Here is a 25570-nt window from a genome sequence, read left to right on the forward strand (position 1 = left end):
TCGGCCGCCGGGCGTCGTGTCTGCGGGCGGCCGGCCTTCGCGCCGGCGGCGGGAAGCTCTTCCCACCGCCGGCGACCGGCCGGGGCCGAGGCCGCCGGCCGGGGCCGTCGACCGGTGTCAGCCGGTCAGGCCTGGCGGGCCCGCGTGGTCTTCTTCGCGGGCGTCGCCTTCTTGGCGGCCGTCTTCTTCGTCGCCGCGGCCGCCTTCTTGGTGGCCGTGTTGTTGACCGCCTTCGTGGCCGTCTTCTTCGTCGTGGCCTTGGCCGCCACCGTCTTGGCCGCGGTCCTGCGCACGGCCTTCACGGGAGCGGCGTCGCTGATCCGGTCGGCGCCGAGGATCTCCCGCAGGAACTTGCCGGTGTGGCTGGCCGGGACTCCGGCGACCTGCTCGGGGGTGCCCTCGGCGATCACGAGGCCACCGCCGTTGCCTCCCTCGGGGCCCATGTCGACGACCCAGTCCGCGGTCTTGATGACGTCGAGGTTGTGCTCGATGACGATGACCGTGTTGCCCTTGTCCACCAGGCCGGACAGCACGGAGATGAGCTTGCTGATGTCCTCGAAGTGCAGACCGGTGGTCGGCTCGTCGAGCACGTACACCGTGCGGCCCGTGGAGCGCTTCTGGAGCTCACTGGCGAGCTTGACGCGCTGCGCCTCACCACCGGACAGCGTGGGCGCGGACTGGCCGAGCCGGACGTAGCCGAGACCGACGTCGTTCAGTGTCCTGAGGTGGCGGGCGATCGCCGGGACCGCCTCGAAGAAGTCGAGGGCTTCCTCGATCGGCATGTCGAGCACCTCGGAGATCGACTTGCCCTTGTAGTGGACCTCCAGGGTCTCCCGGTTGTAGCGCGCACCGTGGCAGACCTCGCACGGGACGTACACGTCGGGCAGGAAGTTCATCTCGATCTTGATGGTGCCGTCGCCGGAGCAGTTCTCGCAGCGGCCGCCCTTGACGTTGAAGGAGAAGCGGCCGGGCAGGTAGCCGCGGACCTTCGCCTCGGTCGTCTCGGCGAACAGCTTGCGGACGTGGTCGAAGACGCCGGTGTACGTCGCCGGGTTGGACCGGGGCGTACGGCCGATGGGCGACTGGTCGACGTGCACGACCTTGTCGACGAGATCGTCGCCGTCCACGCGTGTGTGCCGCCCGGGGACGTTCCTCGCGCCGTTGAGCTCGCGGGCCAGGTGCGTGTAGAGGATGTCGTTGACCAGGGTGGACTTGCCGGAGCCCGAGACGCCGGTGACGGCCGTGAGGACGCCCAGCGGGAAGGACACGTCGATGTCCTGGAGGTTGTTCTCCCGGGCGCCGTGCACCGTGAGCCTGCGGCTCGGGTCGGTGGGGCGGCGGATGTCCGGGGTCGCGATCTCCTTCTTGCGCGACAGGTACTGGCCGGTCATGGACTCGGCGTTGGCGAGGAGCTCCTTCAAGGGGCCGCTGTGCACGACCTTGCCGCCGTGCTCGCCCGCGCCGGGGCCGATGTCGACGACCCAGTCGGCGACCTTGATGGTGTCCTCGTCGTGCTCGACGACGATGAGCGTGTTGCCCATGTCGCGGAGCCGGACCAGCGTCTCGATCAGCCGGTGGTTGTCCCGCTGGTGCAGACCGATGGAGGGCTCGTCGAGGACGTAGAGGACGCCGACGAGTCCGGAGCCGATCTGTGTGGCCAGCCTGATGCGCTGCGCCTCGCCGCCGGAGAGGGTGCCCGCCGCGCGGTTCAGCGACAGGTAGTCGAGGCCCACGTCGACCAGGAAGCGCAGCCGTTCGTTGACTTCCTTCAGGACGCGTTCGGCGATCTTCTTGTCGCGGGCGTTCAGCTTCAGCTCGCCGAGGAAGTCCGCGCAGTCGCTGATGGACATCGCGGAGACCTCCGCGATCGACTTGTCCATCACGGTGACCGCGAGGACGAGCGGCTTCAGGCGCGTGCCCTCACAGGTGGGGCACGGCACCTCGCGCATGTAGCCCTCGAAGCGCTCGCGGCTCGCGTCGCTCTCGGCCTCGCTGTGCCGCCGCTTCACGAAGGGGACGGCCCCTTCGAAGGGTGTGGTGTAGACCCGCTCGCGTCCGTACCGGTTGCGGTAGCGGACCTCGATCTGCGTCTTGTGCCCGTGGAGCAGGGCCTTCTTGGCGCGCTGCGGGAGGCCCGCGAACGGGATGTCGGTGCGGAAGCCCAGGGCGTCCGCGAGGGCTCCGACGAGGCGCCCGAAGTAGTCCTTGGTGTGTCCGTGCGACCAGGGGTGGATGGCGCCCTCGTCGAGGGACTTCTCCTCGTCCGGGACGATCAGCTCGGGGTCGACCTCCATGCGCGTACCGATGCCGGTGCACTCGGGGCAGGCGCCGAAGGGCGAGTTGAAGGAGAAGGAGCGGGGCTCCAGCTCCTCGAAGGACAGGTCGTCGTACGGGCAGTACAGGTGCTCCGAGTACATGCGCTCGCGGTCGGGGTCGTCCTCGGGGAGGTCGACGAAGTCCAGCACGACCATGCCGCCGGACAGACCGAGGGCCGTCTCGACGGAGTCGGTGAGGCGGCGCTTGGCGGAGTCCTTCACCGTGAGACGGTCGACGACCACCTCGATGGTGTGCTTCTCCTGCTTCTTCAGCGTGGGCGGCTCGGTGAGCTGGATCGTCTCGCCGTCGACCCGGGCACGGCTGTACCCCTTGGTCTGGAGATCGGCGAAGAGGTCGACGAACTCTCCCTTGCGCTCGCGCACCAGCGGCGACAGGACCTGGAAGCGGCTCCCCTCCGGCAGCTCCAGGACCTTGTCGACGATGGCCTGCGGCGACTGACGCGCGATGGGGCGACCGCACTCGGGACAGTGCGGCTTGCCGATGCGGGCGAACAGCAGACGCAGGTAGTCGTAGACCTCGGTGATCGTGCCGACCGTCGAGCGCGGGTTGCGCGAGGTCGACTTCTGGTCGATCGAGACCGCCGGGGAGAGGCCCTCGATGAAGTCGACGTCCGGCTTGTCCATCTGACCGAGGAACTGCCGGGCGTACGACGAGAGCGACTCGACATAGCGGCGCTGGCCCTCGGCGAAGATCGTGTCGAAGGCGAGGGAGGACTTGCCCGACCCCGACAGGCCCGTGAAGACGATGAGCGAGTCGCGCGGGAGGTCGAGCGAGACATTCTTCAGGTTGTGCTCGCGCGCTCCACGGACGATGAGACGGTCGGCCACGCCGGTCCGCACCTTTCTTGAGAGAAGTGACAGGGGCCGCGGCCCCGTCTTTCTCAGACTAGGGGGAGCCACTGACAGCGCCGGTCGGTATTCGCTGGTTCACAACAATCCCGGGCCCTCCAGCATGCCCGACGCCGCACCCGAGCTTATAGCACGCACATTCGATTCGAGGGGGCGATCGACCACCTTCACCCGAAGGAGTGGCGGGACTAGGGTCGACCTCATGATTGATCATGTGCGCGACCTGGCGTCTGTACGTGACGCGACGGAGCGACTGCTCACCGCAGCCGCCAAACTGGACAACGCTTCCGCGGCCGAGCCGTCACGGCTGCCCGGCTGGAGCCGCGGCCACGTGCTCGCCCACCTCGCCCGCAACGCGGACGCTCTGGTGAACGTCCTCGAAGGACGCCCCATGTACGTCTCCGGCGACGCGCGCGACGCGGACATCGCACGGGACGCGCCGCGGCCCGTGGACGCGCAGCTCGCCGACGTGCGGGCGAGCGCGGCCCGCTTCCAGGACGCGGGGGCCGTTCCCGCGGACTGGTCCCGCACGGTGGAGCTGCGCAACGGCGTCACCGACTCGGCGGCCCGGGTTCCGTTCCGGCGGTGGATCGAGGTCGAGCTGCACCACGTGGACCTGGGGATCGGCTACGAGCTCGAAGACCTCCCCGAGGATTTCGTGACACGGGAGATCGAGTTCCTCACCGACCGCTTCCGCGGCCACCCCGAGGTGCCGGCCACCCGCCTCACCGACGGCACGCGCGCGTGGAGCACGGGACGCGCCTCGCGGGGCGAGCCCGATATCACCGTGACCGGTGCGGCGCCCGCTCTGCTCGGCTGGCTGGCGGGACGCCGTGACGGCGCCGGGCTGACCGTCGGCGGCGACGCGCTTCCCACCCTCCCCCCGCTATAGGCTGCCGCCATGACGTACAGCGGAGCGGTGAAGGTCGGCGGCCCTGCCGATGTGCATGAGCTGCGGGACCTGATGATCTCCAAGATCGCGGTCGGCCCGATGGACAACAACGCCTATCTGCTGCGCTGCCGGGCCACCGACGAGCAACTCCTGATCGACGCGGCGAGCGACGCCTCGGCGCTGATCGGCCTGATCGGTGACGACGGTATCGCGTCCGTCGTCACCACCCACCAGCACGGCGACCACTGGCAGGCACTGGCCGAGGTCGTGGCGGCCACGGGTGCGCGCACCTACGCGGGCCGGGAGGACGCCGACGGCATCCCGGTGCCGACCGACGTCCCCGTCGACGACGGCGACACGATCCGGGTGGGACATGTCGAGCTGACCGCGCGCCACCTGGTGGGACACACACCGGGCTCGATCGCGCTCGTCTACGACGACCCGCACGGCCACCCCCATGTGTTCACGGGCGACTGCCTCTTCCCGGGCGGTGTGGGCAACACGCGCAAGGATCCGAAGGCGTTCGCGAGTCTCATCCACGACGTCGAGACCAAGATCTTCGACGCGCTGCCGGACGAGACCTGGGTCTACCCCGGTCACGGCAACGACACGACGCTGGGCGCGGAGCGGCCCCACCTGCCGGAGTGGCACGCGCGCGGCTGGTGAGTCACCCGCCGGGCCGTTGCGCGACCCGAAGCCTGCAGACGGGATCTCGGGTTCGATGCCGCCGAGCCTGCCGAGCCGTTGGGCCACCCGCAGGTCGGTGCTCTCCACGCACGGGGCGCGCGTCCTGAACACGCGCCCCGTGTGAACCGAGCGCACGCGCCGGTGTCACGCGCGCGCTCCCGGCGCTGTCACTGGTGCAGTCCACTGGAGCCAGCCCCGCGCAGGATGACGGCTCCGGCGCGGAACGGGCCGCCGGCCTTCGATCCCCGCCCTCGGCCGGCGGCCCCGGCACACTCGGGTGACCGTACGCGGGTTCGTGCGCGCCCCACGTCCACGGCGTGCCCCGCCCCCAATGCCCGCTCCTGGGTCAGGCGTCCGCCTTCCCCGTCCCGGCCAGCGCCGCCACCCGCTCCACCGCGAAGGCGTATCCCTGCACACCACAGCCGGCGATGACCCCGTCGGCGCGGAGCGAGACGTACGAGTGGTGCCGGAACTGTTCGCGCTGGTGGATGTTGGAGATGTGGACCTCCACCACCGGAAGACCGTCACAGGTGTTGAGCGCATCCAGGATCGCCACGGAAGTGTGCGAGTAGGCAGCAGGGTTGATGACGATCCCGGCATGGTGGAGGCGGGCCTCGTGGATCCAGTCGACCAACTCGCCCTCGTGGTTGGACTGCCGGAAGTCCACCGTGCCGCCGTGCACGGCTGCCGCCTTCGCGCACAGTGCTTCCACGTCCGCGAGCGTGTCGGACCCGTAGATCTCCGGCTGGCGCTGCCCGAGGAGGTTCAGGTTGGGTCCGTTGAGGATCATGATCGGGGCGTTGGCGAGGGTGCGGGGCACGGTTCCTCCGGTCCTTCCAGGTTCACGGCCCGTCCAGGACCGCTGCTCGGACCCGGTTTATCACGGTGCGACGAAGCGTCGACGGCCCGTACCCTCCGGTCATGACGACGCCCCGCTATCCCCCCAAGCCCTCGCCCGGCGACCGCGTCGCCGTGCTCTCCCCCTCCGCGGGCCTGCCGGAACTCTTCCCGCGCCCCTACGAGCTGGGCCTGGAGCGACTGCGCACGGAGTACGGCCTGGAACCGGTCGAGTATCCGACCACCCGCAAGATGGGGGCGACGCCGCAGCAGCGCGCCGACGACATCCACGCGGCGTTCGCGGATCCGTCGGTCAAGGCCGTGGTCTCGTCCATCGGCGGTGCGGACCAGATCACCGTGCTGCCGCTGCTGGACCGGGAGTTGATCCGCGCGCATCCGAAGCCCTTCCTCGGATACAGCGACAACACCAACCTGCTCGCCTACTTGTGGAACGCCGGAATCGTCGGCTACCACGGCGGCAGCGTGATGTGCGAGCTCGGCCGTCCGGTCGCGATGCACCCGCTGACCGCGGAGTCCCTCCGCGCCGCGCTGTTCACCTCGGGACCGTACGAGGTGCGTCCCACCGACCGGTTCGGTGACGTCAACGGTCCCTGGGAGGACCCCGCGACGTTCGAGTCCGAACCCGCGTCGGAACCGGGCGGCGGCTGGACGTGGCACCGCCCGGACCGGATCGTCGAGGGCCGCTCCTGGGGCGGCAACATCGAGATCCTCTCCTGGCTGCTGATGGCCGACCGGGAGATCGCCCGCGATCCCGCCGTGTACGAGGGCCATGTGCTGTTCCTCGAGACCTCGGAGGACATGCCGAAGGCGGACGACGTCTTCTGGATCCTGCGCAGCATGGGCGAGCGCGGTCTGCTGCGACGCTTCCCGGCGCTGCTGATGGGCCGTGCGAAGGCCTGGTCGTTCGAGCAGCCCAACGACGCCGACGCCAAGGCCCGTTACACACGGGAGCAGCGCGAGGCGGTGCTGCGGGCCGTCGACCAGTACGCGCCCGACACGATGGTCGTGTTCGACGTGGACCTCGGGCACACCGATCCGCAGATCGTCATCCCCTACGGGGGCACGGTCCGGGTGGACGGCCCGGCCCGGCGCATCACCGTGACGTACTGACGCGGGCGCACGACGGTCGCGACCGACGCGGCCGCAGTGCGCCGGACACGTAGGCCGACACCGAGGAGAGCACCCGCACGCCCCCGTAACCGCCCGTCACCCTGGGTAGTTGACGCGGCATGCACGACGTACGCACCGTAAGGGCGCCTTCCATGCTGCGGCTCGCGGCCGCCTCGCTCGCCGGGACCGCAATCGAGTTCTACGACTTCTTCGTGTACGGGACGGCGGCCGCTCTGGTCCTGGGGCCGCTGTTCTTCCCGACGTTCTCACCGCTGGCGGGGACGCTGGCGGCCTTCGCGACGTTCGGTGTCGGGTTCGTCGCCCGGCCGCTCGGCTCGGTGCTCTTCGGGCATCTCGGGGACCGGCGCGGGCGGCGTCCCGTCCTGGTCGCCTCACTGCTGCTGACCGGTACGGCGACCGTCGCGGTGGGGTGTGTGCCGACGTACGAACACATCGGCGTGACCGCTCCGGTACTCCTCCTCGTGCTGCGTTTCCTCCAGGGCCTTGGCCTGGGCGGCGAGTGGGGCGGGGCGGTTCTGCTGACCGCCGAGCACGCGCCCGCCGAGCGGCGAGGTCTGTGGTCGAGCTTCCCGCAGGTCGGCCCGTCGCTCGGGTTCGTGCTGGCCAACGGCGTGATGCTGGCACTGTCGGCGACGCTGTCCGACGCGCAGTTCGCCGCGTGGGGGTGGCGGGTGCCGTTCTGGGCCGCGGGCGTGCTCGCGGCGGCGGGGCTGTGGCTGCGCGGTTCGCTGGCGGAGAGCCCGCAGTTCCTGGAGATGCGGGACCACGCGCGCGTGCCGCTCGCCGAGGTGGCGCGCGACCACTGGCGGCTGGTGCTGCTGACGGCCGGCGGACTCGCGGTCGGCTACGCGGTGTTCTACGCGGTGACGACGTGGGCGCTCGCGTACGGCGTCGAGCGACTGGGCGTGAGCCGTACCGTCATGCTGACCTGCATCATGGCCGCGGTGGTGGTCAAAGGATGTCTGACACCGGTGATGGCCCTGCTCGGGGACCGGTTCGGCAGGCGCCCCCTGTGTCTGGTGGGCTGCACGGCCGCCACGCTGTGGATGTTCCCCATGGTCGCCCTGCTGTCGACCGGCGAACCGCTGCTGATGTTCGCCGGCTTCCTGGTGGCCCTGATCGCGTTCATCACGATGTTCGCCGTCATCGCCGCGTATCTGCCGGAGTTGTACGAGCCACGCGTGCGCTGCACGGGCGCCGCCGTGGGCTACAACCTGGGCGGGGTTCTCGGTGGCGCGCTCACGCCCATCGTGGCGACCGCGGTGGCGAGCGGACCAGGCGTCCCCTGGGGCGTGGCCGCGTATCTGACCGGGATCGCGCTGCTCAGTCTGGGATGCTTCGCGCTGCTCCCGGAGACCCGGACGGTGCCACGCCTTGCGGTCGTGCAAGCGGCCGACTGAGGGCCGGTGCCGTCCCTGGTGCGAGCCGCGCTCAGGGGTTGACCGCGAGTTCCAGATAGGCCGCGAACAGCACCAGATGAACACCGCCCTGGAGCGGGGTCGCGCGGCCCGGAACCACGGTCAGGGAGCTCACCACGACGGTGAGCGCGAGCAGCACCATGTGCGTGGCGCCGAGTCCGAGGACGAGCGGTCCGGAGAGCCAGATGGACGCGAGGGCGACGGCGGGAATGGTCAGTCCGATGCTGGCCATCGCGGAGCCGAGAGCGAGGTTCAGGCTGGTCTGCACCCGGTCGCGGCGCGCCGACCGGAGTGCGGCGATGGTCTCGGGCAGCAGGACGAGCAGTGCGATGATCACACCGACCACGGCGGCCGGCATGCCGGCCGCCTCCACCCCGGACTCGATGGTGGGCGACACGCCCTTGGCGAGTCCGACCACACCGACGAGGGCCAGGGCCAGCAGTCCCAGGCTGAGCGCCGCCGTACGACCGGAGGGGGCGTCCGCGTGGGCGTCCGCGTGGATGACCTCGCCCTGCCGGGTGATCGGCAGGAAGTAGTCGCGGTGCCGCACGGTCTGGGTCGCGACGAACAGGCCGTAGAGGACGAGTGAGGACAGGGCGGCGAAGGTGAGCTGGGCCGAGGAGAATTCGGGGCCCGGCTTGCTGGTGGTGAAGGTCGGCAGAACGAGGCTGAGTGTGGCGAGCGTCGCGACGGTGGCGAGGGCCGCTCCGGTGCCTTCGGCGTTGAAGACGGCGAGCCCGTGGCGCAGGGAGGCGACGAGCAGACAGAGACCGACGATGCCGTTGCAGGTGATCATCACGGCCGCGAACACCGTGTCGCGGGCCAGCGTCGCGCTCTTGTCGCCGCCGTCCGCCATGAGGGTGACGATCAGGGCCACTTCGATGATCGTGACGGCGACGGCGAGCACCAGGGAACCGAAGGGTTCGCCGACCCGGTGGGCCACCACCTCGGCGTGGTGGACGGCTGCCAGCACGGCTCCGGCGAGCACCAGCGTCACCAGGACGACCACCGCGCCGGGCACGTCGCGTCCCCAGGTGAAGACCAGCAGGACCACCGCGAGCATGGGCACGATGGCCGTCCACTGCGTGAGGGGTGACCGGAGCCGATCGATCATGCTGCGATCGTCGCAGTCCTTCGTGGGGCCCGCACTCCGGTCGTCCGGTGTCCGTTCCGCTGCCATGGAGGACGATTCGCTTCCGGGATCGGCCGCCAGGTCTGCTCGGTCGTGTCCCGTGTGTCGCATCTGTCATCTCCCGTGTGTCGCGTTCGGTGGGCGGACGGCGGTCCTGTGGGCCTTCGGGTCGTCGCCGTGCCGTCCTGGTCGTTCGGTGTCGTGTGGTGTGTTCGGGGCTCCGTGGGGTCGGTGCGCTCGCGGCCGTGGCCGGCGTGCCTGGTCGACGTCATGGGTGTGCTCCTCCGGACGGGTCGCGAGGAGCGGATCTCAGGGCCGTCCGTCGCTGCGCCCGGACATGCTCCGGGAGCGGTGGTCGGCTCCTCGCCGCACGCCGCTCCCGGAGGCTGTTCGCGCAGTCGACGCCGTCAGACGTCGACGCTCTTCGGGCTGTTGTCCCCGGCGCTCTCCTCCTCGTCGCGCGCCGCCTGCTTCCTGGACGCCATCAGGCTGGTGATCGTGGTGACCACCAGGACCGCGCAGATCACGCCGAGGGAGACCGGAATGGAGATCTCGGGGACGTGGACGCCGGACTCGTGCAGCGCGTGCAGGACGAGCTTGACGCCGATGAAGCCGAGGATGACCGACAGGCCGTAGCTCAGGTGGACGAGTTTCTTGAGCAGCCCGCCGATGAGGAAGTACAGCTGTCGCAGACCCATCAGCGCGAACGCGTTGGCCGTGAACACGATGTACGGGTCCTGGGTGAGGCCGAAGATCGCGGGGATCGAGTCGAGGGCGAAGAGCACGTCGGTGGTGCCGATCGCCAGCATGACGACGAGCATCGGCGTCATGACGCGCTTGCCGTTCTGCTGGATCCACAGCTTGGTGCCGTGGTACCGGTCGGCCACGCCGAAGCGCCGCTCGGCCGCCTTCAGCAGGCGGTTCTCCTCGAACTCCTCGTCCTCCTCCTCGGCCCTGGCCTCCTGGATCAGCTTCCAGGCGGTGTAGATGAGGAACGCGCCGAAGATGTAGAAGACCCAGGCGAAGCTCGCGAGGATCGCGGCACCCGCGGCGATGAATATCGCGCGCAGGACGAGGGCGATGAGCACACCGACGAGGAGCACGCGCTGCTGGTACTGCGAGGGCACCGCGAACTTCGCCATGATCAGCACGAAGACGAAGAGGTTGTCGACGCTCAGCGACTTCTCGGTGATGAAGCCGGCGAAGAACTCTCCGGCGGGCTGGCCACCGGAGAAGACGAGCAGGCCGAGTCCGAAGAGGCCGGCCAGGGCGATCCAGACGATCGTCCAGATTCCGGCTTCCTTGATCGACACGTCGTGCGGTTTGCGGCCGATGAAGAAGTCGACCGCGATGAGGGCGGCGAGGCCCACGATCGTCAGGACCCACAGGGTCAGGGAAACATCCACTGCGCCTCCGGCAGTACGTAACGGCAGGTCTCAGCGTCGTCGCTGCCGGAGGTCTCTTCCACCCGGGACGGCCGGGGCGCGTGATGCGCCCGGTGTACGCGGGCCGACGCCCCGGGATCTGGCCTGATCCGTATTGACGGGCACGTCGCCATAGGTAGGGAGTACTCCCCTCCGTACGAACGAGAGTACCCAACCACCAAGGAAAGGTAAAGCGATTGGTAAAAGGAGAGCCAAATCCCCAGCTCAGAGGGGCTTTACCGTTACTTGGCACACTCCGGGAGCTCGGCCCTGCTCGTGATCATCGGTTCCACGGACGCCGCGCAGCAGCCACCTGGGCCAGCACCTGCTGGAGCACCTGGCTGCCCGGCGGGACGAGCGTGGGCTCGTACGTCCAGGCGTGCTCCACCCAGGGGTCGGCGAGGTGGTCGTCGGCCACCGGCGTGAGCCGCAGCAGCGAACGCCAGAGCGGGTCGAGCAGCGGCCCGTAGGCGGCTGCGTCCTCCCGGTCGGCCACCATCATCAGGTGCACCCCGACGGCCGGGCCCTCGTCCGCGAGATAGCGCAGCTGGGTCACGGCACGGTCGTCGAACCCGTGCGGGAAGTCGTTGACGATCAGCAGCTGCTCGGCGGTGTCGAACCCGGGCGGCAGCGAGTCGGACGCTCCGCCACGGATCGCCATCTGCACGAGGTCGACACGCTGGGTGAGCCGGGCCAGTACCTCGGAGACCCCGGCGGCGCCGACAGCGGGCGGCACGTCGAGCACCCCGGACTGTGTCAGGGGTGCCAGAGAGGACGCTCCGGAACCGGCCGGATCGATGACGTGCACCGTGAACTCACCGGCGGGATACACGGCGAGCAGCCGCGCGGCATGCGCGACGGCCGTGTCCATCGCCAGGCGGCGCAGCTCGTCGGCGTCGGCGAGGCCGCCGTCCGCGGAGGTGCGGCCACTGTCGATCCACAGGCCGCGCTCCAGCGGCAGTCGCAGGAGCATCGGGATGCTCAGGCGTTCGCTCTCGGGCAGGCTGAGATCGCCCAGGCGCAGGGCCATGGGGATCTCCATCGGCACCCGGTAGCCGTGCCAGACAGGGTTGTCCCAGCGTGCGTACGCCGGGGGGAGCGCGGGCTCGACGACCTCGGACTCGGCGACGAGCTGGGCGAGATCCCGGTCGAGCGCCTCGCGGGCCTGGTCGACCAGCTGGGCGTGCCTGGCGCGCGCCGCCTCACGGGCCGCGTCGCCCTGCCCGCCGATCCGGCTGCGCGGGTCGGACAGCACCTGGTCGAGTTCCTTCTCCATACGGGAGTCGGCGAAGTCGACGGCGCTGCGGTAGGCGGCGGTGGTGCGGGCGAGGTCCTCGAACATGCCCCACACCTGGTTGTAGAGCCGCTCGTCCATGGACCAGCCGGTCGCGTCGCCCGCGACGGGCTGGGCGGGACGGCCGGGCTCGGCCGGTGGCGCCGTCGGCGCGGGCGGGGGCGGTGCCGCGGTCTGCCGGCCGGGGTGGGTGTAGTTGATCCCGCCGCCGACCGAGGCGGACGGCTGGGTGACGGCGGAAGGGTCGGACGGTGTGGTGCCGCCCGGGTAGGCCTGCCCCGGCGTCGCACCCCCCTGCGGACCAGGGGTGTCGTACGGGGACTGCGGTGGCGTGACGGTCCCCGGGGCGCCCTGCGGTCCCGGGTAAGGCTGGTCGGCTCCGGGCGCCGAACTGGCCGCCTGCCGCGACCGGTCCGCGTCCGCCGTACGCGGCGGGGGCGCGGCGACCGAGCGGGCCATTCCGCGCGCCACCGCTTCATTGATGCTTCCGGCGAGCTGCTGGGCCTCGGGAAGGCCCTGGTCGGCGAGGAGTTCGGCGAGGCCGCCCGCGTACCCCTGGCCGACCGCGCGTACCTTCCAGGCGCCCTGCCTGCGGTAGAGCTCCAGGGCGACGACGGCGGACTCGGCGTCCAGGCCGGTGACGGTGTAGCTGGCGACTTCCGCGCCGTCGAGGCCGGTGACCGCGACGAAGGGGGCGGCGACGGCGCCGAACCGGACCGGGCCGCCGACCCCGGACGGCAGTGCGAGCAGCACACTGACCCGGTGCACGTGCTCCGGCAGCGCGTCGAGGTCGAATGCCAGGCGGTGATCGGCCGCCGCCTGCTTGGAGACCTCCAGCCCCGGCAGTGTGGGCGCGCCCGGGTGGGCCACCCACTCGACGCCGCGGATCTTGCCCTGCTCGTCGCTGAGCGTGGCCCCGGCCACGACCGGTTTACCGGCCGAGATCCGGACCTCGAGACGGACCTGGGAGAGCGGGTGGTTCTGCCCCCGGACCAGCTCGGCCGTCATCGCCTTGTCCCCCTGTGTCGCTATGTCGCTGTATCGCTTCGTGCGGTGTGGGCGCGTGGCCTACAGGTGCGGCAGGATCGCCGGCATCAGGTCCTGGAACGTGCGGCCGTTGGCCGGCGTACCCAGGGCCGTCATCTGCCAGCCGGCGCCGGCGCGGTGCACCTTCGCCATGATCTGGGCCGTGTACTGACCGCCGCCCGCGAGCGTGTAGCGGGCGAGCTCCTGGCCGTTGGTCTCGTCGACCAGACGGCAGAACGCGTTCTGCACTTCCTGGAAGGTCTGGCCCGTGAAGGAGTTCACGGTGAAGACGATCTGGTCGATGTGGACCGGGACGCGCTGCAGGTCGACGAGGATCGACTCGTCGTCGCCGCCCTGGCCCGCGCCACCGACCAGGTTGTCACCCGTGTGCCGTACGGAGCCGTCGTCGCTGACGAGGTGACGGAAGAACACCACGTCGACGGGCTGCTTGTCCGCGAACAGCACGGCGGACGCGTCGAGGTCGATCTCCCGGGTGCGCGAACCGAACAGGCCGCGCCTCGGAGCGGCCTGCCAGCCGAGGCCCATGCGCACCGCGGTCAGCGTGCCCCCGTCGTTCTTCTGCAGACTGATGGCCTGACCCTTGGTCATGTTGACCGTCACGCGCTGATCCCCTCTCGAACTGTCCCCTGTTGCCGCGGAGTCCGCGGATGACCAGAACACTACGCAGGGGCACCGACAGCGCCGAACCCTGGGACGCACTTTGTGTCGGTCTTGCAACACAGTGCGCATGTCCCGAGATCCGGCGCCTCGGCGGGAGCGTCAGGCCAGGCCCGCTTCCTTCATCTGCCGCAGCTCCTTCTTCATCTCGGAGACCTCGTCGCGCAGTCGGGCCGCGATCTCGAACTGGAGGTCGGCGGCCGCGGCACGCATGCGCTCCGTCAGCTCCTCGATCTGCTCGGTGAGTTCCGCCGCGGGCCGGTCCGTGGGCACCGTCTCCTTGGCCTTGCCCTTGGCCGCCTTGGCGGACTTTCCGAGCGCGGGGACCGGGGCCTTGGCGCCCTTGCCGTCCTTCGACTTGCGGTAGCCGGAGCCGAGCAGTTGCTCCGTGTCGACGTCCTCGCGGGCGATCTGCGCCACGATGTCGTTGATCTTCTTGCGGAGGGGCTGCGGGTCGATGCCCCTCTCCTTGTTGTAGGCGACCTGCTTCTCCCGGCGACGGTTGGTCTCGTCGATGGCCTTCTCCATCGCCGGGGTGATCTTGTCGGCGTACATGTGGACCTGACCGGACACGTTGCGCGCCGCGCGGCCGATCGTCTGGATCAGTGAGGTGCCGGAGCGCAGGAAGCCCTCCTTGTCGGCGTCGAGGATCGCCACCAGGGAGACCTCGGGCAGGTCGAGCCCCTCACGGAGCAGGTTGATGCCGACGAGGACGTCGTACTCTCCCGCGCGCAGCTCGCGCAGCAACTCGACACGGCGCAGGGTGTCGACGTCGCTGTGCAGATAGCGCACGTGGATGCCGAGCTCCAGGAAGTAGTCGGTGAGGTCCTCGGCCATCTTCTTGGTGAGCGTGGTGACCAGGACGCGCTCGTCCTTCTCGACACGCGTGCGGATCTCGTGCACCAGGTCGTCGATCTGCCCTTCGGTGGGCTTGACCACGACCTCCGGGTCGACGAGGCCGGTGGGCCGGATGATCTGCTCGACCTGGCCGTCCGAACGGGAGAGCTCGTACTGCCCCGGGGTCGCCGAGAGGTACACCGTCTGCCCGATGCGCTCCTGGAACTCTTCCCACTTCAGGGGGCGGTTGTCCAGGGCTGACGGAAGCCGGAAACCGTGGTCCACGAGCGTGCGCTTGCGGGAGGCGTCGCCCTCGTACATGGCACCGATCTGGGGCACGGTCACATGCGACTCGTCGATGACGAGCAGGAAGTCGTCCGGGAAGTAGTCCAGCAGCGTGTTGGGCGGGGAGCCGGGCTCACGGCCGTCGAAGTGCATCGAGTAGTTCTCCACGCCGGAGCAGGAGCCGATCTGGCGGAGCATCTCGATGTCGTACGTGGTGCGCATGCGCAGGCGCTGGGCCTCCAGGAGCTTGCCCTGCTTCTCCAGCTCGGCGAGGCGCTCCTCCAGCTCCTTCTCGATGTCGTTGACCGCGCGCTCCATGCGCTCGGGACCCGCCACGTAGTGCGAGGCGGGGAACACGTAGAGCTGGTCGTCGTCGCTGATGACCTCGCCGGTGAGCGGGTGCAGCGTGGACAGGGCCTCGATCTCGTCACCGAACATCTCGATGCGGACCGCGAGCTCCTCGTACACGGGGAAGATCTCGATGGTGTCGCCGCGGACCCGGAAGGTGCCCCGGGCGAACGCCACGTCATTGCGTGTGTACTGGATGTCGACGAAGCGGCGCAGCAGGTCGTCCCGGTCGATCTCGTCGCCCACCTTGAGCGCGACCATGCGGTCCACGTACTCCTGAGGCGTACCGAGGCCGTAGATGCAGGAGACCGAGGCCACCACGACGACGTCACGGCGGGTCAGCAGCGAGTTGGTCGCGGAGTGGCGCAGGCGCTCCACCTCCTCGTTGATCGAGGAGTCCTTCTCGATGTAGGTGTCCGACTGCGGGACGTACGCCTCGGGCTGGTAGTAGTCGTAGTACGAGACGAAGTACTCGACCGCGTTGTTCGGGAGGAGTTCGCGGAACTCGTTCGCCAGCTGGGCGGCCAGGGTCTTGTTCGGAGCCATCACCAGGGTGGGGCGCTGGAGCTTCTCGATCATCCAGGCCGTGGTGGCGGACTTGCCCGTGCCGGTGGCGCCCAGGAGGACGACGTCCTTCTCGCCTGCGCGGATGCGCTTCTCCAGCTCGGCGATGGCCGTGGGCTGGTCGCCATTCGGCTGGTAGGGGCTGACGACCTCGAAGGGCGCCACCGAACGTTCGATCTTGGATACGGGCCGCATGGAATCCACCGTACGACCCCGCACTGACAACGGGGTCCGATCACCAGTTCTGCGGAGTGCGCGACCTGCGCTGTGCGCGGACCCGCCCGCGACGGGCCGGGGGCCGGCCGCCGGTGCGCCGCACCGCGGTGTGGGCCGGGACACCCGGCCGGTTCTCCGCGGGAGTCCAGTCGGGCTTGCCCATGACCATCAGTGGATCGAACATCACGACGACGCCCGCGAGGCACAGGAAGGCCAGCGGGCCGATCATCATGGGCGCGAGCAGGGCCGCGGCCGAGTCCCCGCCGGGACTGCTGGATGTGCCATGGAGATGGACGCTGAGGGCCGCCATGCCCGTGTAGTGCATGCCGGTCACTGCCAGTCCCATCACGAGGCTCGCGCCCACGCTCCAGAGAAATCCCCGGACCTGTCCCGCCGCCCACAGGGCGGCTGTGGCAGCGACTACGGCTATCACGACGGAGGCGGAGACGGTGAGGGTGTTGTATTCGAGTTTCCCGTTCAGACGCATTCCCGCCATGCCGAGATAGTGCATCGAGGCCACGCCGAGGCCGGTGATCGTGCCTCCCGTGAAGAGCGCCGCCCCACTGGCACCGCGGTAGCCGACGATGAAGATCCCGATGCCCACCATCACGATGGCAACGCCCAGACTCGCGAACGTCGTCGGTCTGTCGTAGTGGACCGGCGTCTGCTCGACGCTGAATCCCATCATCGCGATGAAGTGCATGGTCCAGATGCCGGAGCCGATCGCTGCCGAGCCGAGGGCGAGCCAGCCGGCCCGCCAGGAGCGGGCGACCAGCATCGATCTGGTGGTGCAGCGAAGTCCGAGCGCTCCGCCCAGGCAGGCCATGAGGTAGGCCACCAGCGGTGTGACGAGTCCGTAAGTGAAGCCGTCGACCGTGCCCTGCATGCGCGGATGCCCTCCCCGCCGTATTGCTCCTGAAAAGCCCTGAAATTCCCCACCCGGAGGACCGCACGAGCGGACTGGGCCGAGGCGAAGAGTATGACTCCCACCGGAATGGTCGAACGATTTTCCGGCAAAGAATCACGGCCTCGCCGCACCTGTGCGGCGCCAGTGTGCGGACTTGGGCAACTCCATTCAATTTGTGGCCACCTCACACACCACCTTCATCGACTCTCTGCTGTCACTCTTGTGCTGTCCGTGATCACACGACGCTGAGGAGGACGCATGTATGCGCGCGTAGCCGCCGCCACGACCGCCGCGTTTCTTGGAGGCGCCGCCGTGATACTGCCCAGCCCGCACGCGCGCGCCGGGTCCCAGGGGACCGGTCCGGTCGTCGTATCCCACCGCGGCGCCTCCGCCTATGCTCCCGAGAACACCCTGGCCGCCATCGACAAGGCCGCGGACCTGGGGTTCGACTGGGTCGAGAACGACGTCCAGCGCACGAAGGACGGCAAACTCGTCGTCCTCCACGACGCGGGCCTGGCGCGCACGACCGATGTCGAGGAGCTCTACCCGGACAGAGCTCCCTGGAACGTCCGCGACTTCACCGCGGCCGAGATCGCCCGCCTGGACGCCGGGAGCTGGTTCGGCTCCCGGTACGCGGGCGCGCGCGTGCCGACGCTCACGCAGTACATGAAGCGCGTCGCGCACAACCATCAAAAGCTCGTCCTGGAGATCAAGAACCCCCAGCTCTACCCGGGCATCGAACGGGAGACCCTCAAGCTGCTGAGCAACGAGGGCTGGCTCGACCGGGCGCATGTCACGGGCCGGCTGATCGTGCAGAGCTTCAGCGCCGCCAGTGTGCGAACGGTGCACGACCTGCGCCCGGACGTCCGCACGGCCTTCCTGGGCACGCCGTCGGTGGCGCAGCTACCGCGGTACGCGCGGTTCGCCGACCAGATCAACTCTGATCACACCACGCTCTCCTCCGGCTACGTCTCGGCGGTCCACGCGTTCCACGGACCGCACGGCACGCCGATGAAGGCCTTCGCGTGGACCGTGAACGACGAGGACGGCGCCCGGCGGGTGGTGGGTTTCGACGTCGACGGGATCATCACCAACGCTCCCGACGTGATCCAGAAGGCGGTGGACGACTAGGGGGCTTCCCCGTCCAGACGGCGCGGCGGCCTCCTCCCCCGGGGCCCCGCGGCCGCTCTGCCGCCCCGGGCTCCACGGCTGCCCCGCCCGTGGTGCGGACGCGCACCGGGGTCCGCACCACGGGAGGCCCGTCCGCGCGACCGGCATTGTCAGTGGCTCGCCGTACGGTGGTGCCCATGGACAGCCACGGGCAGTACGGGCAACAGGTCGTGTGGACCGTCGTCGGCACGGACATCGGTCCCCTGCTGCTCGCGGCGACACGCGACGGCCTGGTGAACGTCGTGTTCCACGCCACGGACACGGTGCGCGACAAGGCCCTCGACCGGCTCGCGTCCCGGCTGGGCACCGACCCCGTCGAAGCACCTGGGTCCCCCCTGCTCGCGGAGGCGATACGCCAGGTCTCGGCGTACTTCGCGGGCGAGCGGCACGACTTCGAGCTGCCGCTCGACTGGTCCCTGATCTCCGGGTTCAACCGTCAGGTGCTGCGCGAGCTCGCGTCGGGCGTGCCGTACGGCTCGGTCGTGGGCTACGGCGACCTGGCCGGACGGGTCGGCCAGCCGGGTGCGGCGCAGGCCGTGGGCGTGGCCATGGGCTCGAATCCGCTGCCGGTCGTGGTGCCCTGCCACCGGGTGGTCGAGAGCGACGGCGGCATCGGCGGGTTCGGCGGCGGCCTGGAGACCAAGCGGAAACTGCTCGCGCTGGAAGGCGTGCTGCCGGAGCCGCTCTTCTGACGCCGGCACCGCCGCTGACCGGGGGACGTCCAGCGGATGTCCGTACAGGGGTGCGAGCTGGGACACTGCGCCGGTGACCAGAACCCGTACCGCGTCCTGTTCCGTCGTGCCCCGGTGTCCCGCGTGACGTCCGTCGAGCGGCGGGCGGGCATCTCCGTCGATGCCGAGGCGATACCCGCGCTGCGCCGCCGCATCACCGCCGTACTGATCGCAGGCCAGATCCTCGGCGGGCTCGGCGTCGCCACCGGCATCGCGCTCGCCACCGTACTGGCCCAGCAGGTCAGCGGCACCGAGTCGCTGTCCGGACTGGCGCCGACCGCGACCGTGACCGGTACGGCGGTGCTCTCGGTGCCGCTGGCGGCGCTGATGACGGCGCGAGGACGGCGGCCGGGACTTGTGCTGGGGTATCTCATCGGTGCGGCGGGCGCGGCCGTCGTCGTGGTCGCCGCGAGCATCGGAAGCTTCCCGCTGCTGCTGATCGGCATGGCGGGTTTCGGCGCGGCCTCCTCGGCGAATCTGCAGGCGCGGTTCGCCGCCGCCGACCTGGCCGAACCCACGATGCGGGCCCGCGCCATCTCGAACGTGGTGTGGGCGACGACGATCGGGGCGGTGCTGGGCCCCAACATCGCCGCGCCCGCCGGACGCAGCGTCTCGGGACTCGGGATCCCCGAGGCGGCGGGACCGTTCCTGTGGGCGTCCGGGGTGTTCCTCGTGTCGGCGCTGCTGGTGGCCGTACTGCTGCGGCCCGATCCGCTGCTGACCGCCAGGGCGCTCGCACCGGCCGAGGAGCGGTCGGCCGACGCACGCTCGCTGCGGGCCGGTTTCGCCGCCGTCGCGGCCTCGCCGCGGGCCAGGCTGGCACTCGTGACCGTGGCTGTCGCGCACACGGCCATGGTCTCGGTCATGTCGATGACCCCTGTGGACCTCGGGCACCACGGGGCGAGCATCGATCTGATCGGGCTGGTGATCAGCGGACACATCGCGGGCATGTACGCGTTCTCGCCGCTGATGGGGCGACTCTCGGACCGGCTCGGCCGGCTGTCCGGGATAGCGCTCGCGGTGGCCCTGCTGGCGGCGGCGACGCTGCTCGCGGGTACGGCGGGTGCCCACCACGGGCAGACCGCGGTGGGGCTGTTCCTGCTCGGTCTCGGCTGGTCCTCCGCGCTCGTGTCGGGCTCCGCGCTCCTCACGGACTCCGTGCCGCAGGCGGCACGGGCCGCGGCCCAAGGGCTGTCCGATCTGACCATGAACACGGCGGCCGGTCTGGGCGGAGCGACCGCCGGAGTCGTCGCCGCGCAGGCGGGCTACGGCTGGCTGAACCTCGCCGCCGCCTGTCTGCTGATGCCGTTGGGTGGCCTGGCGCTGTTCACCCGGAACCGCCGCGGTCGATGAGCCGGACCGGCGGACGCGGTCGAGCCCCTCAGAGGCCTTCAGCTGTGCAAGGCCTCTTGACTTCGTCGGGCTTCTCGACTTCGTCGGGCCTCTGGACCTCGTCGCTTCAGAAGTTCAGGGGTTCAGGGCTGCAGGGGCTTCAAGAGCTGCGAGGACTTTGAAGCCTTCGAGGCCAGAGGCCTTCGCGGCCGTCAGAGGCTGATGTGGTACGCCTTGCGCAGCGTCTCGTGCACGGTCCACGTCGTGCGGTCGCCCTCGCGCAGGATCGCCGCGTCGCCCGGGCCCACCTCGATGTCGTCGCCGCCCTCGACCTCGATCGTGGCGCGGCCGCTGACCACGACGAAGAGTTCGTTCGCCTCCGTGTCGGTCACCACGCCGGGCGTGATCTGCCAGATGCCGCGCAACTGCTTGCCGTCGGGGGACTCCCACAACAGCTTGCCCGTCACGACCGGCTCGCCGGAGACGATCTGGGCCGGGTCCAGCGGCTCCGGTTCGAGTTCGGCGTCGGGGATGTGCACGGCGAAGGACGGGGTGGTCCCGGTGTTCGTGGTCATGAGCGGTCACCCTAAGGGCAGGTCCGTCGGGAGCGGCGACGAGGGTGCCCCGCCGCCCGACCGGCCTGATCCGCCGAGGGGCCGCCGGGAGGGACTACTCGTAGTGCCGGGCCTCGAAGACGTTTCCGTCCGGGTCGCGGAAGTAGAAGCTGCGCTTGGCCGGCCCGCGGGCGCCGGAGGCGTCGTAGGAGAAGCCCGAGACGGAGACGGACCGTTCCTCCAGACGGGCGTGCAGAGCGTCGAACTCGTCCTCCGGGAAGGACAGGCAGACGTGGTTCACCGGGTGGCCGGCGCTCTCCGTGCCGCCCGGGACCATGTTCATGTACTCCGCCAGGGGCAGCGGAGCCAGGTCGAGGATGGTCTCCTCGTTGACGCGCACGGAGGGGAAGGACGCCTTTCCGGCGGCGTATTCGGCGACCATCAGGGGCTCCAGGCCGACGGCGTCCTCGTAGAACGCGGCCGCGGCAGCCGGGTCGCGCACCCAGAGGACGACATGGTCGAGACGTGTCGAGTTGTCCGTCATGCCCCCAGGCTGGTGGCGTACGGCGTGGCTCGCAAGAGTTTGACCGGGTGCGCCGCCCGCCAGAGATCCAGATACGGGGGAACCTCGACCGACAGGAGGCAGACGCGTGATCGTGGTGTCCGAAGAGGTGCGAGAGGCGCTCGACGCGCGCCGGCCGGTGGTGGCTCTGGAGTCGACGATCATCGCGCACGGGCTGCCCCGCCCGCGCAATCTGCAGGTCGCGCTGGAGCTTGAGGACACCGTACGGCAGGAGCGCGCGGTACCCGCGACGATCGCGGTGCTCGACGGGCGGCCCCACGTGGGACTGGACAAGGACCAGGTGGAGCGGGTCGCCAACGAGGACGGGATCCGCAAACTGGGCCACCGCGACCTGCCCCTGGCCATGGCGGCGGGCGCGAGCGGGGCGACGACGGTGTCCGCGACGGCGCTGCTGGCCGCGCGGGCGGGTCTGCGGGTGTTCGCCACGGGCGGGCTGGGCGGGGTGCACCGGGAGTGGACGGTGACGCAGGACGAGTCCGCCGACCTGGGCCTGCTGGCGCGGACCAGGATCACGGTGGTGTGCGCGGGCGTGAAGTCGATCCTGGACGTGCCCGCGACCCTGCAGCGCCTGGAGACCCTCGGTGTGGCGGTGGCCGGGTACGGCACGGACCGGTTCCCCGGCTTCTATCTGTCGGACTCCGGTCATCCCGTCGACTGGACGTTGGACTCCCCGGAGCAGGTCGCCGACGTCATGCGGGCACAGGACGCGCTGGACGCCCCGGACTCGTCCCTCATCGTGGCGAACCCGGTCCCCGAGGAGGAGCAGCTCGATCCAGGGCTCCACGCGCGCGTGCTCGACGACGCGCTGCAGGCCTGCGAGGCGGAGGGGGTGACGGGGCAGGCGGTGACGCCGTTCCTGCTGGACCACTTGGTCCGGCACACCGACGGTGCCTCGCTGAGCGCCAATCTGGCCGCGGTGCGCGGCAACGTACGCCTCGCGGCGCGGATCGCGGCGGCGTGGGCCCGGGTGTGAACGGGACGGGCCGCGCGGACTCCGGGCCGGGCGCCGGGAGCTCCGCGGGCGCGCTGCTGGTCGTCGGGGACGTGGTCACGGATGTCGTCGCCCGGCATCGGGGGCCGCTCACCACGGGTACGGACACGGCTGCCGCGATCCGGACCCTGCCGGGCGGGGCCGGTGCCAATGTCGCCTGCTGGGCGGCACATCGGGGCTGCCCGGACGTACGGCTGCTCGGCCGGGTGGGCACGGACGCGGCCGAGTGGCACGGACGCGAGCTCGCCGCCTGCGGTGTGCGTCCGCTGCTCGTCGTGGATCCGCGGGCGCCGACCGGGACGGTGATCTGTCTGGTCGACGGGGGCGCCGCGGCGGAGCGGACGTTTCTCACGGACAGCGGGGCGTCCCTGCGGCTCGAACCGGCCGACTGGTCGTCCACGCTCCTCGACGGTGTGGCGCGGCTGCACCTGTCGGGATACCTGCTCTTCTCCGAGCCGGGCAGGGCGTTGTTGCCGGTGGCGCTGGAGTCGGCACGCGCGCGTGGCGTGCCGGTGAGTCTGGATCCGGCGTCGGCGGGTTTCCTCGTCGAACTGGGCGTGGACCGCTTCCTCGGACTGGTCGAGGGCATCGACGTCCTGCTGCCCAGCCGTGCCGAGGCACACCTGCTGACCGGGCTGCCCGATCCGGCCGACGCGGCGGCCAAGCTGAGCCACCACGTGCCCCTGGTCGTCGCGAAGCAGGGAGGCGACGGAGCGCTGGTGGCCCGTTCGGGGCGCATCCTGGCCCGCGTCCCGGCGGCGCCCGCGACCCCTCGCGACACCACGGGTGCCGGGGACGCCTTCACCGGGGCGTTCCTGGCCGCCCTGCTCGCGGGCGCGGAACCCGAGGAGGCGGCGATGGAGGGATGCGCGGCGGGAGCGCGGGCGGTCGAGCGGGTCGGCGGCAGGCCTCCTGCGCGCACCTGACGACGGCCACGAGCAGCCGGCGACGGCACGGTGGCCGCGCCGGCTACTTCTTGCGCCCCCACGCCGAGATCATCGGTGCCGTCGCCAGGTCCATGCTTCCGGAGGCGACGTTGGCGAGGTGCTGGTCGATCTCCTCGTGGGTGGCGAGGCCCCCGCCGACCAGCCGGTCGCGGATCTGCTGGACCGTGGCCGTCTCCAGCGCGGTACAGGCGGGTGAGGTGACGGGGAAGTACGCGTCGGCCTCGACGCCGCTCAGGCCGGCCTCGCGGAGCAGGCGCGGAAGCTTGCGGCCGTACGCGAGGTCGGCTCCGCGCTCCGCGAGCAGACTGCGGAACCCCTTGCGCAGCCGATTCGCGAGCTGCTGTTCGGGGCCGTACTCGTCCGGGCAGAGCAGCGGCTGCAGGGCGGGGTCGGCGTCCTCGACGAGGAGTCGGCCCCCGGGCCGCAGGGCCCGGATCATGGAGCGCAACGCCCGCTCCCGGTCCGGCACATGGACCAGGACGAGTCGGGCGTGCACGAGGTCGAAGCCCTCTCCCGGCGGTTCCTCGGCACCCACGTCGTGGACGCGGACCTCGACGGGCGAGCGCGCGACCGAGGCCACCCACGAGGTGTCGATGTCGGTGGCGAGGACCCGTCCGGTCGGGCCCACCTTCTTGCCGAGCCAGGACACCACGGACGTGCCGCCCGCGCCGACCTCCCAGCAGCGCCAGCCGGGTCCGATGCCGAAGCTCTCGAAGTGCCGGAACGTCGTGGGGTCGAAGACGGCGGCGAAGGCGTCGAAGCGCTGCCCCGCCTCGTCCTGCCGGTTGTCGAGGAGGTATCCGTCGGTTCGCGTCATGGAGAGATCATCCCAGTTGACCGGCTTGCCGGAAATCGGTGACGCTCCCGTCGTCGGCTCCCGGCGGGACCGCTCCCGCCCCCGAGACCCCCTCGCGACGCCCGCGGACCGCTCCTCGCCCACTCGCCCGCATGCGTGAGCGCCCTGCGGGCACACGTCCCCCGCAGGCCCGTGCGGGTATCAGCCGGGCGCGCCTCGCAGACATCCGCGAGACGCCGACCTCGGCGGTGCCGGCACGGACCGGCGGCGCGGCCCCGTACCCACCCACGCCCAACCGAACGGAATATTCCGTTCCCACAGGCTTTTCCGGCATCCGATCAGGGCTGGCAGACTGGCGCGCCAAGGCGCAAGTTGCGGCGCGAGGAGATCCACGCAAGGAGATCCAGATGTCCATGGCAGGGAATCTGCGGAAGGTCACGGCCCTCGGCGCGGTCGGCGGCCTCCGCAAGGTGGCACGGCTGACACGGCGGCGTGCCCGTGTCGACCTGAGCCACCCGGCCCGGTCTCCTCTGGGTTCGGCGGTGGTGAACTGCGTCGCCTATCGGGACGGCTCCAGAGTCCCCGGCGGCCGCGACCTGGTCGACACCGTGGAGCGGATCCGCAAGGACGAGGACGGTTTCGTCTGGCTCGGGCTGCACGAGCCCACGGCCCGCGAGTTCGCCGGCATCGCCGAACTCTTCGACCTGCACCCGTTGGCCGTCGAGGACGCGGTGGAAGCCCATCAGCGCCCGAAGCTGGAGCGGTACGGCGACACACTGTTCGCGGTCTTCAAGACCGTCTGCTACGTCGAGCACAAGGAACTGACGGCGACCAGCGAAGTGGTCGACACCGGCGAGATCATGGTCTTCGTCGGACCGGACTTCGTCATCACGGTGCGGCACGGACGACACGGCTCCCTGGGGCCGTTGCGCGAGGAGTTGGAGGCCGACCGCCTGCAGCTGTCCAAGGGACCGGCGGCCGTTCTGCACGCGATCGCCGACCACGTGGTGGACGAGTATGTGAGCGTCACGGACTCGGTCCAGTCGGACATCGACCAGGTCGAGGCCGATGTGTTCGCTCCCAACGGAGCCCGTGCGGACGCCGGCCGCATCTACCAGCTCAAGCGCGAACTCCTGGAGCTGAAGCGCGCGGTGGTGCCGCTCGCACGCCCCGTCCAGGAGCTCGCCACCCGGCCGATACGCGTGGTCGACCCGGAGATACAGGCCTACTTCCGCGACGTCTCCGACCATCTGACGCGCGTCGCCGAACAGATCGCGGCCTTCGACGAACTGCTCAACTCGATCCTCCAGGCCCACCTCGCGCAGGTGACCGTCTCGCAGAACGAGGACATGCGGAAGATTACGGCATGGGCGGCGGTCATCGCGGTGCCGACGATGGTCTGCGGGGTCTACGGAATGAACTTCGACAACATGCCGGAACTGCACTGGAGGTTCGGCTACCCCCTGGTCATAGGCGTGATATCCGTCGCCTGTGTCGTCCTGTACCGGGGATTCAGGCGCAACGGCTGGCTCTGAGACGCCCCTCGCCCGGCACGCCCGGCCGGACGAGAGTGCGCCCTCGGGG

Annotated in this window: 21 protein-coding genes; 10 read left to right on the forward strand and 11 right to left on the reverse strand. The window is 70.4% G+C overall.

The window, feature by feature from the left end; genetic code table 11:
- Positions 1–125: 125 nt before the first annotated feature.
- Entirely contained in the window at positions 126–3164 is a 3039-nt protein-coding gene (gene uvrA, locus ACZ4IF_RS26795; protein ID WP_467567158.1) for an excinuclease ABC subunit UvrA, read from the reverse strand.
- Between the two features lie 223 nt (positions 3165–3387).
- Between uvrA and ACZ4IF_RS26800 the strand changes: the two genes are divergently transcribed.
- Together ACZ4IF_RS26800 and ACZ4IF_RS26805 are read left to right on the forward strand one after the other, a co-directional pair.
- Positions 3388–4077, forward strand: coding sequence for a maleylpyruvate isomerase family mycothiol-dependent enzyme (locus ACZ4IF_RS26800; RefSeq protein ID WP_467567161.1), 690 nt, complete (start codon positions 3388–3390; stop codon positions 4075–4077).
- A gap of 9 nt (positions 4078–4086) precedes the next feature.
- Positions 4087–4743 carry an MBL fold metallo-hydrolase gene (locus tag ACZ4IF_RS26805; RefSeq protein WP_467567164.1) on the forward strand — a complete coding sequence of 219 codons (657 nt, stop codon included), beginning with the start codon at positions 4087–4089 and terminating at the stop codon, positions 4741–4743.
- Positions 4744–5110: 367 nt separating this feature from the next.
- Here ACZ4IF_RS26805 and aroQ read toward each other — a convergent pair whose 3' ends face one another.
- Positions 5111–5584: a type II 3-dehydroquinate dehydratase gene (aroQ, locus tag ACZ4IF_RS26810; RefSeq protein ID WP_345655438.1), complete on the reverse strand. Its 474-nt coding sequence runs from the start codon at positions 5582–5584 to the stop codon at positions 5111–5113.
- Between the two features lie 101 nt (positions 5585–5685).
- Between aroQ and ACZ4IF_RS26815 the strand changes: the two genes are divergently transcribed.
- Both ACZ4IF_RS26815 and ACZ4IF_RS26820 read left to right on the forward strand, forming a co-directional pair.
- A complete protein-coding gene (locus ACZ4IF_RS26815) occupies positions 5686–6732 on the forward strand; it encodes a S66 family peptidase (protein WP_467567167.1) in 1047 nt (348 codons plus the stop codon).
- Positions 6733–6851: 119 nt separating this feature from the next.
- On the forward strand, positions 6852–8153 hold the full coding sequence (locus ACZ4IF_RS26820; protein WP_467567170.1) for an MFS transporter: 1302 nt from the start codon (positions 6852–6854) through the stop codon (positions 8151–8153).
- Between the two features lie 31 nt (positions 8154–8184).
- Here ACZ4IF_RS26820 and ACZ4IF_RS26825 read toward each other — a convergent pair whose 3' ends face one another.
- The 6 genes from ACZ4IF_RS26825 to ACZ4IF_RS26850 form a co-directional block, all read right to left on the reverse strand.
- Entirely contained in the window at positions 8185–9285 is a 1101-nt protein-coding gene (locus tag ACZ4IF_RS26825) for a calcium:cation antiporter (RefSeq protein WP_359500528.1), read from the reverse strand.
- Between the two features lie 425 nt (positions 9286–9710).
- Positions 9711–10709 carry a TerC/Alx family metal homeostasis membrane protein gene (locus ACZ4IF_RS26830; RefSeq protein WP_467567174.1) on the reverse strand — a complete coding sequence of 333 codons (999 nt, stop codon included), beginning with the start codon at positions 10707–10709 and terminating at the stop codon, positions 9711–9713.
- Between the two features lie 298 nt (positions 10710–11007).
- Positions 11008–13029, reverse strand: coding sequence for a TerD family protein (locus tag ACZ4IF_RS26835; RefSeq protein WP_467567178.1), 2022 nt, complete (start codon positions 13027–13029; stop codon positions 11008–11010).
- 60 nt (positions 13030–13089) lie between these two features.
- Positions 13090–13668: a TerD family protein gene (locus tag ACZ4IF_RS26840; RefSeq protein ID WP_345655451.1), complete on the reverse strand. Its 579-nt coding sequence runs from the start codon at positions 13666–13668 to the stop codon at positions 13090–13092.
- Between the two features lie 159 nt (positions 13669–13827).
- Positions 13828–15954, reverse strand: coding sequence for an excinuclease ABC subunit UvrB (gene uvrB, locus ACZ4IF_RS26845; protein WP_467567182.1), 2127 nt, complete (start codon positions 15952–15954; stop codon positions 13828–13830).
- A gap of 40 nt (positions 15955–15994) precedes the next feature.
- The gene (locus ACZ4IF_RS26850) at positions 15995–16861 is read right to left on the reverse strand and encodes an MHYT domain-containing protein (RefSeq protein ID WP_467567185.1); all 867 of its coding nucleotides are present in this window, start codon (positions 16859–16861) and stop codon (positions 15995–15997) included.
- Between the two features lie 279 nt (positions 16862–17140).
- On the opposite strand from ACZ4IF_RS26850, the gene ACZ4IF_RS26855 reads away from it, so the two are divergent.
- From ACZ4IF_RS26855 to ACZ4IF_RS26865, 3 genes are all read left to right on the forward strand, one after another.
- Positions 17141–18013 carry a glycerophosphodiester phosphodiesterase gene (locus tag ACZ4IF_RS26855; protein ID WP_467567189.1) on the forward strand — a complete coding sequence of 291 codons (873 nt, stop codon included), beginning with the start codon at positions 17141–17143 and terminating at the stop codon, positions 18011–18013.
- Between the two features lie 176 nt (positions 18014–18189).
- On the forward strand, positions 18190–18744 hold the full coding sequence (locus ACZ4IF_RS26860; RefSeq protein WP_095933576.1) for a methylated-DNA--[protein]-cysteine S-methyltransferase: 555 nt from the start codon (positions 18190–18192) through the stop codon (positions 18742–18744).
- A gap of 123 nt (positions 18745–18867) precedes the next feature.
- Positions 18868–20136: an MFS transporter gene (locus ACZ4IF_RS26865; protein WP_467567284.1), complete on the forward strand. Its 1269-nt coding sequence runs from the start codon at positions 18868–18870 to the stop codon at positions 20134–20136.
- 191 nt (positions 20137–20327) lie between these two features.
- Here the strand turns inward: ACZ4IF_RS26865 and ACZ4IF_RS26870 are convergent, their stop codons facing one another.
- Together ACZ4IF_RS26870 and ACZ4IF_RS26875 are read right to left on the reverse strand one after the other, a co-directional pair.
- Positions 20328–20690: a cupin domain-containing protein gene (locus ACZ4IF_RS26870; RefSeq protein ID WP_467567192.1), complete on the reverse strand. Its 363-nt coding sequence runs from the start codon at positions 20688–20690 to the stop codon at positions 20328–20330.
- Positions 20691–20784: 94 nt separating this feature from the next.
- Positions 20785–21213 (reverse strand): VOC family protein, encoded by a 429-nt coding sequence (locus ACZ4IF_RS26875; RefSeq protein WP_095933579.1) that lies wholly within the window; start codon positions 21211–21213, stop codon positions 20785–20787.
- A 106-nt stretch (positions 21214–21319) separates the two neighbouring features.
- On the opposite strand from ACZ4IF_RS26875, the gene ACZ4IF_RS26880 reads away from it, so the two are divergent.
- Both ACZ4IF_RS26880 and ACZ4IF_RS26885 read left to right on the forward strand, forming a co-directional pair.
- The gene (locus tag ACZ4IF_RS26880) at positions 21320–22225 is read left to right on the forward strand and encodes a pseudouridine-5'-phosphate glycosidase (RefSeq protein ID WP_467567195.1); all 906 of its coding nucleotides are present in this window, start codon (positions 21320–21322) and stop codon (positions 22223–22225) included.
- Positions 22222–23169: a carbohydrate kinase family protein gene (locus ACZ4IF_RS26885; RefSeq protein WP_467567198.1), complete on the forward strand. Its 948-nt coding sequence runs from the start codon at positions 22222–22224 to the stop codon at positions 23167–23169. Before ACZ4IF_RS26880 ends, ACZ4IF_RS26885 begins: the two co-directional genes overlap by 4 nt.
- 43 nt (positions 23170–23212) lie before the next feature.
- On the opposite strand, the gene ACZ4IF_RS26890 is transcribed toward ACZ4IF_RS26885, so the two are convergent.
- The gene (locus tag ACZ4IF_RS26890) at positions 23213–24007 is read right to left on the reverse strand and encodes a class I SAM-dependent methyltransferase (protein ID WP_467567200.1); all 795 of its coding nucleotides are present in this window, start codon (positions 24005–24007) and stop codon (positions 23213–23215) included.
- Between the two features lie 386 nt (positions 24008–24393).
- On the opposite strand from ACZ4IF_RS26890, the gene ACZ4IF_RS26895 reads away from it, so the two are divergent.
- Positions 24394–25521 carry a magnesium and cobalt transport protein CorA gene (locus ACZ4IF_RS26895; RefSeq protein ID WP_467567203.1) on the forward strand — a complete coding sequence of 376 codons (1128 nt, stop codon included), beginning with the start codon at positions 24394–24396 and terminating at the stop codon, positions 25519–25521.
- The last annotated feature ends 49 nt before the right edge of the window (positions 25522–25570 follow it).

The sequence above is a fragment of the Streptomyces sp. NPDC025784 genome (assembly GCF_055558435.1).

What these genes read in the sequence shown, in the direction of transcription:
- ACZ4IF_RS26800 (WP_467567161.1), top strand. Translation starts at nt 3,388, where the DNA reads ATGATTGATCATGTGCGCGACCTGGCGTCTGTACGTGACGCGACGGAG.
- ACZ4IF_RS26805 (WP_467567164.1), top strand. Translation starts at nt 4,087, where the DNA reads ATGACGTACAGCGGAGCGGTGAAGGTCGGCGGCCCTGCCGATGTGCAT.
- ACZ4IF_RS26815 (WP_467567167.1), top strand. Translation starts at nt 5,686, where the DNA reads ATGACGACGCCCCGCTATCCCCCCAAGCCCTCGCCCGGCGACCGCGTC.
- ACZ4IF_RS26820 (WP_467567170.1), top strand. Translation starts at nt 6,852, where the DNA reads ATGCACGACGTACGCACCGTAAGGGCGCCTTCCATGCTGCGGCTCGCG.
- ACZ4IF_RS26825 (WP_359500528.1), bottom strand. Translation starts at nt 9,285, where the DNA reads ATGATCGATCGGCTCCGGTCACCCCTCACGCAGTGGACGGCCATCGTG.
- ACZ4IF_RS26835 (WP_467567178.1), bottom strand. Translation starts at nt 13,029, where the DNA reads ATGACGGCCGAGCTGGTCCGGGGGCAGAACCACCCGCTCTCCCAGGTC.
- uvrB (WP_467567182.1), bottom strand. Translation starts at nt 15,954, where the DNA reads ATGCGGCCCGTATCCAAGATCGAACGTTCGGTGGCGCCCTTCGAGGTC.
- ACZ4IF_RS26850 (WP_467567185.1), bottom strand. Translation starts at nt 16,861, where the DNA reads ATGCAGGGCACGGTCGACGGCTTCACTTACGGACTCGTCACACCGCTG.
- ACZ4IF_RS26855 (WP_467567189.1), top strand. Translation starts at nt 17,141, where the DNA reads ATGTATGCGCGCGTAGCCGCCGCCACGACCGCCGCGTTTCTTGGAGGC.
- ACZ4IF_RS26860 (WP_095933576.1), top strand. Translation starts at nt 18,190, where the DNA reads ATGGACAGCCACGGGCAGTACGGGCAACAGGTCGTGTGGACCGTCGTC.
- ACZ4IF_RS26870 (WP_467567192.1), bottom strand. Translation starts at nt 20,690, where the DNA reads ATGACCACGAACACCGGGACCACCCCGTCCTTCGCCGTGCACATCCCC.
- ACZ4IF_RS26875 (WP_095933579.1), bottom strand. Translation starts at nt 21,213, where the DNA reads ATGACGGACAACTCGACACGTCTCGACCATGTCGTCCTCTGGGTGCGC.
- ACZ4IF_RS26890 (WP_467567200.1), bottom strand. Translation starts at nt 24,007, where the DNA reads ATGACGCGAACCGACGGATACCTCCTCGACAACCGGCAGGACGAGGCG.
- ACZ4IF_RS26895 (WP_467567203.1), top strand. Translation starts at nt 24,394, where the DNA reads ATGTCCATGGCAGGGAATCTGCGGAAGGTCACGGCCCTCGGCGCGGTC.